Source organism: Collimonas pratensis (assembly GCF_001584185.1).
In the GTDB taxonomy this organism is placed as follows: domain Bacteria; phylum Pseudomonadota; class Gammaproteobacteria; order Burkholderiales; family Burkholderiaceae_D; genus Collimonas; species Collimonas pratensis.
Window position 1 is genome coordinate 4,416,928 of sequence record NZ_CP013234.1, and the last position, 11,370, is coordinate 4,428,297.

Annotated in this window: 10 protein-coding genes; 4 read left to right on the forward strand and 6 right to left on the reverse strand. The window is 59.3% G+C overall.

Annotated elements, in window-relative coordinates; genetic code table 11:
- Window positions 1-16 precede the first annotated feature (16 nt).
- From nusA to uraH, 5 genes are all read right to left on the reverse strand, one after another.
- Window positions 17-1,576, reverse strand: a complete 1,560-nt coding sequence (nusA, locus tag CPter91_RS19645) for a transcription termination factor NusA (protein ID WP_061943117.1) — start codon at window positions 1,574-1,576, stop codon at window positions 17-19.
- Window positions 1,573-2,058 (reverse strand): ribosome maturation factor RimP, encoded by a 486-nt coding sequence (gene rimP, locus CPter91_RS19650; RefSeq protein ID WP_061943119.1) that lies wholly within the window; start codon window positions 2,056-2,058, stop codon window positions 1,573-1,575. Before rimP ends, nusA begins: the two co-directional genes overlap by 4 nt.
- A gap of 405 nt (window positions 2,059-2,463) precedes the next feature.
- Window positions 2,464-4,509, reverse strand: coding sequence for a pseudouridine synthase (locus tag CPter91_RS19655; protein ID WP_061943121.1), 2,046 nt, complete (start codon window positions 4,507-4,509; stop codon window positions 2,464-2,466).
- Window positions 4,496-5,452, reverse strand: a complete 957-nt coding sequence (gene scpB, locus CPter91_RS19660) for an SMC-Scp complex subunit ScpB (RefSeq protein WP_061943123.1) — start codon at window positions 5,450-5,452, stop codon at window positions 4,496-4,498. Before scpB ends, CPter91_RS19655 begins: the two co-directional genes overlap by 14 nt.
- A gap of 402 nt (window positions 5,453-5,854) precedes the next feature.
- Window positions 5,855-6,220, reverse strand: coding sequence for a hydroxyisourate hydrolase (gene uraH / locus CPter91_RS19665; protein ID WP_061943124.1), 366 nt, complete (start codon window positions 6,218-6,220; stop codon window positions 5,855-5,857).
- 156 nt (window positions 6,221-6,376) lie between these two features.
- On the opposite strand from uraH, the gene puuE reads away from it, so the two are divergent.
- From puuE to CPter91_RS19685, 4 genes are all read left to right on the forward strand, one after another.
- Window positions 6,377-7,336, forward strand: coding sequence for an allantoinase PuuE (gene puuE, locus CPter91_RS19670; protein WP_061943125.1), 960 nt, complete (start codon window positions 6,377-6,379; stop codon window positions 7,334-7,336).
- A 137-nt stretch (window positions 7,337-7,473) separates the two neighbouring features.
- On the forward strand, window positions 7,474-8,574 hold the full coding sequence (locus tag CPter91_RS19675) for a porin (protein ID WP_061943126.1): 1,101 nt from the start codon (window positions 7,474-7,476) through the stop codon (window positions 8,572-8,574).
- A gap of 87 nt (window positions 8,575-8,661) precedes the next feature.
- Window positions 8,662-9,411 (forward strand): class II aldolase/adducin family protein, encoded by a 750-nt coding sequence (locus CPter91_RS19680; protein ID WP_061946441.1) that lies wholly within the window; start codon window positions 8,662-8,664, stop codon window positions 9,409-9,411.
- A gap of 24 nt (window positions 9,412-9,435) precedes the next feature.
- Entirely contained in the window at window positions 9,436-9,618 is a 183-nt protein-coding gene (locus tag CPter91_RS19685; RefSeq protein WP_061943127.1) for a 4-oxalocrotonate tautomerase, read from the forward strand.
- Between the two features lie 114 nt (window positions 9,619-9,732).
- Here the strand turns inward: CPter91_RS19685 and CPter91_RS19690 are convergent, their stop codons facing one another.
- A complete protein-coding gene (locus tag CPter91_RS19690) occupies window positions 9,733-11,370 on the reverse strand; it encodes an HAL/PAL/TAL family ammonia-lyase (protein ID WP_061943129.1) in 1,638 nt (545 codons plus the stop codon).

The following is an 11,370-nucleotide window of genomic DNA, read 5'->3' on the forward strand; positions in this document are numbered from 1 at the left end:
CTCTCGGATCACTTGATCACTTGGCTTCCGCTGTATTCCATGCCTTGGCTTGCAGGGCCTTGGCATGATCATCGTACTTGGCATCGATGAGTTTCATCTCATCGTCGGTCACATCTTTAAACTCTTCTTCAATCAAATGACGCGCACGGTCGGCTGATAAAGCCAGGATCGCGCCAAATTCGTCATAAGCCAGGGCGGCGAACGCAGCCAATGTCTTGACTCCCGCCAAACCCAGCTTGCCGGCGGTAACCCGGTCCATGCCTTCGAAATTGACCAGCGCATCTTCCATGCCTTCCAGTCCTTCTTCCGAAGCAATCGCTTCTGTCACCAGCGCATCGCGGGCACGGTTACGCAGTTCGTTGACGGTGTCTTCGTCAAACGAATCGATTTCCAGCATTTCGGTAATCGGCACGTAGGCGATTTCTTCCAGGCTGGCGAAACCTTCTTCCACCAGGATGTCAGCGACTTCCTGGTCGACGTCCAGCTTTTCCATGAACAGGGTGCGGATCGCAGCAGTTTCCACCGCTGATTTATCCGCAGACTCTTCCGCCGTCATGATATTGATCTGCCAACCGGTCAGTTCTGCCGCCAGGCGCACGTTCTGACCGCCGCGACCAATCGCGATGGCCAGGTTTTCTTCGTCGACGACGACGTCCATGGCATGCTTCTCTTCATCAACCATGATGGAAGAAACATTGGCCGGAGCCAGTGCGCCGATGACGAATTGCGCCGGATCTTCCGACCACAGCACGATGTCGACCCGTTCGCCGCCCAGTTCGCCAGTCACGGCCTGCACGCGCGAACCGCGCATGCCGACGCAAGTGCCGATAGGATCGATGCGCTTGTCCGCGGTGAACACGGCAATCTTGGCGCGTACGCCAGGGTCGCGTGCCGCCGACTTGATTTCCAGCGAGCCTTGTTCGATTTCCGGTACTTCCAGTTCGAACAGCTTCATGATGAATTCCGGCGCGGTGCGCGACAAAATCACTTGCGGGCCGCGTGCATTGCGGTCGATACGCAGGATGAAGGCACGGACACGGTCGCCGATACGCAGGTTTTCCTTAGGAATCGTCTGGTCGCGCGGCAAGCGTGCTTCGATCTTGCCCGATTCGACAATCGCGTCGCCGCGTTCCATGCGCTTGATGGTGCCGGTGACCAGCGAATCGCCGCGTTCCAGGAAGTCGGCCAGGATCTGTTCGCGTTCAGCGTCACGGATCCGTTGCAGCACGACCTGCTTGGTGTCTTGCGCAAAGCGACGGCCGAATTCCACCGATTCGATCGGCTCTTCGATGTGGTCGTCGACTTCAACGTCGTCAATCTGTTCCTTGGCTTCGAACAGCAGGATTTCCTGGTCCGGCAATTGCAGACCCGCTTCATCCGGCACAACGTGCCAGCGGCGGAAGGATTCGAACTCTCCGGTTTCACGATCGATCGTGACGCGGATATCGACGTCGCCCTCGTAGCGTTTTTTGGTTGCCTGTCCAAGCGCGTGTTCGAGCGCACCGAACACAACATCCCGATCGACGTTTTTTTCATGCGCGAGCGCATCGACCAACAATAAAATTTCGCGACTCATGCTTTGCGACTCCTAAAATCCACTTGCGGCACCAGGTGTGCCTTATCTACGTCAGCGAGCGTAAAATCCAACACCGCCGACCCATCTTTTGTTTCAAATTCGATTTTCAAGTTCTCGCCGTCGGGTTCGCCGAGGACGCCTTGAAACGACTTGCGATGTGCTGCGCCCGGCATCGCCACGCGCAATTTCACGATGGCTTCCTTGCCGGCGAAACGCACATAGTCAGCCAGTTTCTTCAACGGCCGGTCGAGGCCTGGCGACGATACTTCCAGCCGCTCGTACACGACATTTTCCACCGTCAGCACGTGCAACAGTTGATGCGTCACTTTTTCGCAATCTTCTACCGTGATCTGGCCCTGCGCGGCATTTTCCGGCGTGAAATCGATGTATACGCGCAACAAGCCACGCGCGGCCTTTTCGAATTCGACCAGCTCATAGCCCATGCCAACCACGGTTGTTTCAATCAGCTCCAGCAACTGCAAGGCAACTCCCTATAAATAATGCTACCGGCCCGGCAACGCAGGCCCGATACACACACAATCTGCACGTACGACTCAAAAGCCGCCAAAAACGAAAAGCAAAAAAAAAATGGGCATCTGCCCATCTTCTTATCGTTTGTCATTTCAAGCAGTTTCGCGAGACCGGCTGCGCATCAAATTGAAATTTTTGACCTGCTTCCAATTTAATTTCGCATTAAATCTCGTTAATGACTTCTGTTAACTTGTAAATTATAAACGATTGGGCTATGTACCGCAATGCAGGAAATTTGCATTTATTGACATTCGCCCGTTCACAGACAGCAAATTGATCATTATTGCAACACTTCCCGCCACATCTTTTCATCCTGTCCACAGCGGCAAAATGCCGCCATGGCAAGAAACTGCCGATCAGCCGCGTGGACGACGGCGCGGTACGCCTTGCGCGCCAAAATGTCCGCCGCCGGTCGGTCCGCCAGCCGTCTTGTTAGGACGCGCCGGACGGGCAAAACCGCTGCCGCCGCCATTGCGCCGGTGCTGCCCGGCATCCGGGAAGCCCAGGGCAGTCTGCAGAGGATCCGGCTGACGGCTGCGCGGCTGACCGCCACCACCTTGCGGACGACCCTGGCCACCACCCTGTGGGCGGCCTTGACCGCCACCTTGCGGACGGCCTTGGCCGCCGCCAGGGCCACGCCCTTGATTGCCACGCTGACCGCCAAAGCCGCCCTGGTCACGGTAAACACCCACACCCGGGCCTTGCGGCGCGCTGTCGGCGCGATTGCCGTTAGGTTCGCCGCGATCCTTGTTGAAATCGGGACGCCCCTTGCCGCCGCCTGCATTCTGGCCGGCTGCCGGCTTGTCCAGCCCATAAGCTGCCATCATGTCGCGCACTGCGTTCTCTTCCAGCTCTTCCCAGCGGCCGCGCTTGAGGCCGCGCGGCAGCGTCATGGCGCCGTAACGGGTACGGATCAGGCGCGACACGGTCAGGCCGATGGCCTCGAACATGCGGCGCACTTCGCGGTTACGGCCTTCGCCGATCACCACGCGATACCATTTGTTGATGCCTTCGCCGCCGCCGTCTGCAATCTTGGTGAATTGCGCCAGGCCGTCTTCCAGCTCGACGCCAGCCAGCAGCTTCTGGCGCATGCCTTGTTCCAGCTCGCCCAGGGTACGCACTGCGTATTCGCGGTCGATGCCGTAACGTGGATGCATCAAGCGGTTGCACAGGTCGCCGGAGGTGGTAAACAGCAGCAGGCCTTCGGTGTTGAAGTCCAGGCGTCCTACGGCCAGCCATTTGGCTGCCTTCATGTTAGGCAAACGATCGAATACCGATGGACGGCCATCCGGGTCGTTGTGGCTGACAATCTCGCCAGCCGGCTTGTGGTACACCAGCACCCGCGGCGGACGCTTGCTAACCTTGCGCTGCAGCAACTTGCCGTTGATGCGGATCTGGTCGGTCGGCAGGATGCGCTGGCCGATATGGGCCGGCTCGCTGTTGACCGACACCCGGCCGGCGATAATCAATTCTTCCATGTCGCGCCGCGAACCCAGGCCGACTTCCGCCAATACCTTGTGCAGCTTAGGCGCATCGTCTTCCGCGGTGAGGTCGCGGCGGACGGCCTTTTGTGCGGCCTGGCGGCGGTCATTGGCATCCTCTGTCGTCACCAGCGTATCGAACGATTCCGAGGTAACAAAGGAAAACACCTCGTCGGCGTCGGCGCCACGGCCACCCGGCTTGCCGCCGCGCTGACCTTGCTGGCCCGGCTTGCCACCCTGGGCTTGCGGCTTTTTGCCTTTTTGCGGACGCTCGCGTGAATTACGGTCGGCGCCGCGCTCACCACCGCGGCCATTGTTGCGTTCGCCACGCGGCTGACGCTGTTCGCCTGCTTCGCCATTCTGCGCTACAGCCGGCTGGCCGTCAGCAGCGGCCGGATTGCCACCTTCGGCTGCGGCTTCAGCAGCAGCTGAAGATTCTTGTGCACGCTGGGCGGCACGGTTGCTGCGCAAGGCACGCGGACCGCGCACGCCACGCTTGGCCGGCCGTTCACGCGGTGCGCCGTCCTGCTCCGTCGTACTGACGAACGGTACAGTTTCCATCACCACCGGTACCGCCTGGGCAACCACGGATGCAACCACCTCTACACTGGCAACCGGCTCGACAGGTGCTGCGGCCTTCTTGCGCGGTGCGGCTTTCGGCTTGGCCGGGGCCGCTGCTTCCGCTGCATTGACGGCGACAGGAGCGACTTCCGATGCTGCACTGTTTTCATCGGCGGCCGCGGCGACTTTCTTGCGCGGCGCACGCGGTGCACGCTTGGCCGGCTCGGCCGCAACGGGAGCCTCTGCAACGGCCCCAGCGTCAACCGCGACTTTGCGCGCTCTCGGCTTTTTAGCTGGCTTCGGTTCAGTGGCGGCTGTCACGTCGACGACCGGTGCATCATTGGAACTAGGTGGGTTCATTATTCAGGTGTTGGTTATGCCGACCTGGCGTGGCTTCATCATCCGATGCGGGCGCTTGGTCGTTGGTGTGGGTTTCATTCGATGCAGCGGTTGTTTCCTGTGGCTGAGCAGTTATCTCCTCAGTCGTTTCCGCTGCATTTTCCGTCATGGCTTCCGATTCGCCGATATTTTCATCGACAACATCTTCCGCCACTGGTTCTGCAATATGTTCTTCGCCGGCAGAGTCCTCGGCTGCCGTATCCGTTGCCGGATCCAGCTCAGCCAACTCGGACTCCAGCTGTATTTCGCTTGCTTCCTTGGCTGCGGCGGCATCCAGCGCTGCCCTTGCCTCCATGCTCGCTTCCAGGTCTGCTTCGAGCGCCTGCAATTCGAGCAGATTGCCTTCCTGCATGTCATTCCGGGCAACCTGCTGCAGCGGCGGCAGCTGATCCAGCGAGGTCAGGCCGAGATCGTCGAGAAAATGCTTGGTGGTGGCAAACAGGGCCGGCCGCCCCGGCACATCGCGGTGGCCGATCGCCTCGATCCAGCCACGTTCTTCCAGCATCTTCACGGTCTGCGAATTGACAGTGACGCCACGGATTTCCTCGATATCGCCGCGGGTTACCGGTTGACGATAGGCAATAATTGCCAAGGTTTCAAGGGTGGCGCGCGAGTATTTCGGCGGTTTTTCCGGATTCAGGCGCTCCAGGTAGATTTTCATCTCCGGGCGGCTCTGAAAGCGCCAGCCGGTCGACAGGGCAACTACCTCGATGCCCTTGTCCGACCAGTCAGAACGCAGTTCCTCCAGCATAGACCTGATCGTATCTGCATTGATTTCGCCGTCATCCTCAGCGCTATCCTCGCCATTTCGCATATACAGCTTTTTCAAGTCGTTAAGCGACAGCGGCTCGTGAGCACAGAGCAATGCAGTTTCGAGGACTTTCTTGGCCTCAATAGTATTCATGTACGACGTAGTTTATTTAAATTTTATTAAAAAATTTGCAGAGCTTATGTTCAACGGCAGGCGTCGTAAATCTGCCTGATGCCCGGTCAAAGAGAAAGCTGTTGATACTGCTGTCCAGCGCCCGTTAGAGGAGGATTAATGAGGGCGGGGACAATAAGACTTGAACAAGACAGCCGCACCACGGGTGCACCGCTCATTCCTTAGATTTCAATCCGGCCGGCCGGGCTAAAGCTGCAACCGGTCCGCCATTTATCGAAAAATGTTGAGACACAGTTTAGCACAAAGCTTATAGGGCGGGCGGATTGATCTTGCGGATGTGGTTATTTGACGATAGACCCAGGGTCTATCTCAACCTGGGGCCGCCTGGATGGCGTGCCCCGCGTGGCAGACTGGCGGGACTATTCAGCTGCCGCGATAGGTAGAATACGACCACGGCGATACCACCAGCGGCACGTGGTAGTTCTGATCGGCATGGGCGATGCCAAAAGCCAGTGTCACGCGATCAACAAAACGCGGGGCCGGCAGCTCGATTCCCTGCGCAGCGAAATAGTCGCCGGCCGAAAACACCAGTTCGTATTGTCCGGCCTGCATCTCTTCACCCTGCAGCAAAGGCACGTCTACCCGGCCATCCTGATTGGTCACGGCGTTCTTCAGCAGGCTGCGGCCGGCGGCTGTGACCGAATACAGTGCGATTTTGACCCCTACGCCCGGCTTGCCCTGGGTAATATCCAGAACATGCGTGCTTAATTTTCCAACGGCGTTCCCCATGATAATTCCTTATATCGATTAGTTGAAAACGAGTATCGAGCAAATGATATACCGCAGGGTCTAGGTCAATATACTATCCGGCATATATTAATCATGGCTGCAGCGCACATAATTCCTACAATGCATTCAGATCAATCGCACACTCCAGGCCTAGCAATGACCATCAACACCGATCCCCACTATCCACGCGACATGACCGGCTACGGCCGCACGCCGCCCCATCCGCAATGGCCGCACAAGGCCCGGATCGCCCTGCAGTTCGTGCTGAACTATGAAGAAGGCAGCGAAAACTGCGTGCTGGACGGCGACGCCGGCTCCGAAACCTTCCTCTCCGAAATCGTCGGCGCCCAGAGTTTCCCGGCGCGCCACATGAGCATGGAATCGCTGTACGAATACGGTTCGCGTGCCGGCGTCTGGCGTTTATTGCGAATGTTTGAAGAGCGCCGCCTGCCGCTGACCGTGTTCGGTGTTGCGCGCGCGCTACAGCGCAACCCGGAAGCGACCGCGGCTTTTCAAGAACTTGGCCACGAAATCGCCTGCCACGGCTTGCGCTGGATCAGCTACCAGAATATTGATGAAGCCACCGAACGCGCGCATATCGCCGAAGCGGTCAGCGTCATCCAGCAACTGACCGGCAGCGCCCCGCTCGGCTGGTATACCGGACGCGATTCGCCGAATACCCGCCGCCTGGTCATGGAACACGGCGGCTTCAGCTACGACGCCGACCACTATGGCGACGACCTGCCGTTCTGGGAACAGGTGAGTTTCAAAGATGGCAACGGTACGGCGCAAAGCAAACCGCAGCTGATCGTACCTTACACCCTGGACACCAACGACATGCGCTTCGCCGCCATGCAAGGCTTCAATTCCGGCACCCAGTTCTTCGATTACCTGAAAGACGCTTTCGACGTGCTCTACCGCGAAGGCGATCCGCATGGCCTGAACCAGCCGAAAATGCTGTCGGTCGGCCTGCACTGCCGCCTGGTCGGCCGTCCCGGACGGGCTGCAGCGTTGGCGCGCTTCCTCGATTATGTGCAGAGTCACGGCCAGGTGTGGATTACCCGGCGTATCGACATCGCCGATCATTGGCGCGCGACGCATCCGTTTTCTGCATAACGCTTTTTCAACCCGCCGTGGCGGTTCCACGGACCTTGCTTGAACACGGACGCGTGTTGTTTCAAATGAATAAAACCGGAAGTCTATTTATTTACAACTTATTTTATTTACCATCTTATAAAAATCAGGAGACAGGGATGTACCCAGCTAAAAACAGATTGAGAAAACTACAAGTTGCTGCCGCTTTCGGCGCAGCGGTCGCGCTGCCGGCCATGGCGCAAACTTCGGTGCAGGTGACCGGCCTGGTCGACACTTACGTCGGCTCGATGAAATACAGCGGCGACTCAGGACGCACCAGCGTCGTCAACAGCGGCGGCCTGACCACTTCCTGGATCGGCTTCAAGGGCACCGAGGACTTGGGCGGCGGATTGTCCGCCAAATTCAACCTGACCTCGTTCTTCCGCGCCGACACCGGCCAGACCGGCCGCTTCGACGGCAATGAAACCATGTTCTCGCGCGACGCCAACGTCGGCCTGGTCGGCGGCTTCGGTGCAGTGTCCCTGGGGCGCGACCTGGCGCCGAACTTCCTGCCGTCGATCCTGTTCAACCCGTTCGGCGATTCGTTCCAGCTGTCGCCGCTGATCCTGCACCTGGATGTGCCTTGGTTCAACGCTTCCGGCTGGACCAGCTCGCTGGCAGGCGATACCGGCTGGAGCAATGAAGTCATCTACACCACGCCGGACTTCGCCGGCCTGAAAGCCAACTTCCATTACCAGTTCGGCGAACAGGCGGGCAACACCGGCAAGAATAATATCGGCGCCAACGTGCTGTATTTCCACGGTCCGCTGGCATTGAGCGCCTACTATCAACGGGTGAAGGTCAACAACCCACTGGAACTGTCGCCGGGCAACGTGCAGCCATCCACCAATATCCCGCTGCCAAGCGGCATGGTAGCGGCACGCCAGTCGGCCTGGTTCCTCGGCGCCACCTACGATTTCACCGTCGCCAAGCTGTTTGCCACTTACGACCAGACCTCGCATGACATCGACCTGAAAGACAAGACGCTGCAACTCGGCACCAGCATCCCACTGGGCCAGGGCGCGGTACTGGCGTCCTGGGCCAACACCAAGCGCTCCGGCGCGGCGGTAGGCGAATCGCTCAAGCGCAATACGGCATCGCTGGGCTACGACTACAATATGTCGAAGCGCACTGACCTGTATGCGATCTATATGTACGACAAGATCACCGAGCAGACCGTCGGCAACAGCATTGCTTTTGGTATCCGTCACCGCTTCTAAGTTTCGGGCAAGCTGATACCGCAGGTGCATTTCTTGATGCGCGCCGATCGCCCAGCGACCGGCGCGCGTTTTACCGTCTGGAATACCATGAACACGAATCTTTCCACCATCAGCAGCGCCGAATGGCAGGTGCGCAAAGACCTGGCAGCCTGCTACCGCCTGTGCGCACTCAAGCAGTGGGACGACCTGATCTATACCCATATCTCGGCCACCGTCCCCGACGAACCGGGACACTTCCTGCTCAATCCCTTCGGTTATCGTTTCGATGAAGTCTGCGCTTCCAACCTGGTCAAGATCGACGCCCAGGGCCGCGTCGTCGGCGATTCGCCCTACCAGGTCAATGTCAGCGGCTTCGCCATCCACGGTGCAGTCCACGCGGCACGCCCGGACGCCATGTGCGTGATGCATCTGCACAACACCAATGCGGTGGCTATCGGCATCCAGGCCGGCGGTTTGCTGCCGCTATCCCAGCACGCACTGCGCTTCTATGAACAGATTGCCTATCATGACTATGAGGGCCTGGCGCTGACGCCGACCGAGCAAAGCCGCCTGATCGCCAAGCTGGGCCAGTTGCCTGCCATGCTGCTGCGCAATCACGGCAGCCTGGTCTGCGGCCGCAGCATCGCCGAAGCCTATGTACTGATGGATACGCTCGACAAGGCATGCGCAATACAGCTCAAGGCCCATGCCGGCAGCGGCCGGCTCAACATGCCTTCGCACGACATCTGCCGCAAGACGCGCGACCAGCTGCTCGGCGACGGCAGCCCGGAAGGCCTGCTGGAATGGCCGGCGCTGCTGCGCCAGCTGGACGCCGTCGATTCCGGCTACCAGCACTGATCAACTCTCACACCAAGGACAAGCATGCCGACATTCAATGTACAACTCTTCGAAGGCCGCAGCCCGGAACAAAAGCGCGCCTTCGTCCAGGCCATCACAGAAGTCACCTGCAAGACGCTGGATTGCGGACCGGAATCGGTGGATATCATCATCCAGGAAGTAAAACGCGAGAACTGGGCTACCGCCGGCAAGCTGTGGTCTGAGTGAGCCTGCGGCAAATCTCGCAAACGTAAAAAAAGGAGCGGCGTCATTGCAGCTCCTTTTTTATTTACATCTGACAGAAGGCGATTCCTTGAACCGCCCTCCTTCACCCTATCTCAGTCAGGCGAACTCGCCGATCTGCTTGACCACCGCATTGCGCACCGAGCCACTGACCACGAACGACTGCGCCACCACGATATCGTTGTGGAACCAGCGGTCGCCTTCCAGGCAAGCCGGGATCTGGCGGCGGATTTCCTGGTGAGCCGCTTGCGTACCTTGACCCAGCACAAAGCCCGGCAGCAGGTCTTCCGTCATGGTCAGCGCCTGCGCCGCCAGCAGCATTTCAACGCCGATGATGTACTGCGTGTTGGCCACCACCGTGGCCGCCTTGCGCGCGCACCACGTCGAGTTCGAGACGTGGTCTTCGCTGTTGCCCTTGGCCGGGATGCTGTCGACGCTGCCCGGCATGCACAGGGTGCGGTTTTCCATCACCAGCGAACTCATCGAACATTGCACTACCGGATAGCCGGTATTGACGCCGCGCACGCCGCTCATCAGGTTGCGTGGCAAGCCCCACGACAGGGTCGGATCGATCAGGCGGGCGATGCGGCGTTCGCAGATGCTGCCCAGATCGGCAATCGCGATTGCCAGCAAGTCCATCGCTTGCGCCAGGTACTGGCCGTGGAAATTGCCGCCGGAGATGATCTCGAAGCCGCCGCCTTCCGCTTCTTCTTTGCTGAAAATCAGCGGGTTGTCGGTGGCAGAATTGATTTCCTTGTCGACGATGTTGTCGATGTAATCCAGCGCATCGAACACCGGGCCGTAGACTTGCGGCGAGCAGCGCAGGGAGTAGACGTCCTGGATGCGCGAGCTGTATGGAATATCGGTGCGGCGCGTTTCTTCCGGAAACTGCACCGAGCGCGCTTCGTGCGTGGTGCGGGTGGAACCCGACAGCAGCTTGCGGATGATGGCGGCGGTCTTGATCTGGCCGGCATGCGGACGGGCTTGCTGGATGCGGTGGTCGAACGCGGCCATTTCGGCGCGCATGGCTTCCAGCGTCAGGCCCAGCGACAAACAGGCGTCGCTCAGCAGGTTGCGCGCATCGTGCGTCACCAGCACAGCCACCGCCAGCGAAGCGGTACAGCCGTTGATCAGGGCTGATGCATCCTTGGCTTTCAGGTCAAACTTGACCGGACCGACGCCGGACTTGGTGATCGCCTCAGGCGCGCTCATGCGCTGGCCCTGGTACATCACTTCGGCTTCATCGAAACCGGCAATCGCTGCCGCCAGATAAGACAAGGGTGCCAGATCGCCGGAAGCGCCGACCGAGCCCTTTTGCGGCATGATCGGATGGATGCCGGCATTCAGGAAAGCCAGCAGGCGGTCCACCACTTCCACCCGCGGCGCCGAGTAATTGCTGGCGAAGGCGTTGGCGCGCAACAGCATGGTGGCGCGGCTGACTTCTTCCGGGAACGGTTCACCGAGGCCGGCGCAATGGGCTTTGATCAACTGGGTCTGGAACAGTTCGATGTGCTCGACCTTGATGCGGGTATCTTTCAGCAGGCCGACACCGGTGTTGAAGCTGTACATCATCGGCGCTTCGTCGTGCATCCAGGTCGATTCGATGTAGTCGCGGCTTTCCTTCAGGGCGGCGCGTGAAGAGTCTGCCAGGGTCACCGGCAAGTGCGGGGCGCGGGCGACGTCGACGACTTGCTGCGCAGTCAGGTTGAAACCGTCGATAGTGATGGTTTGGGACAT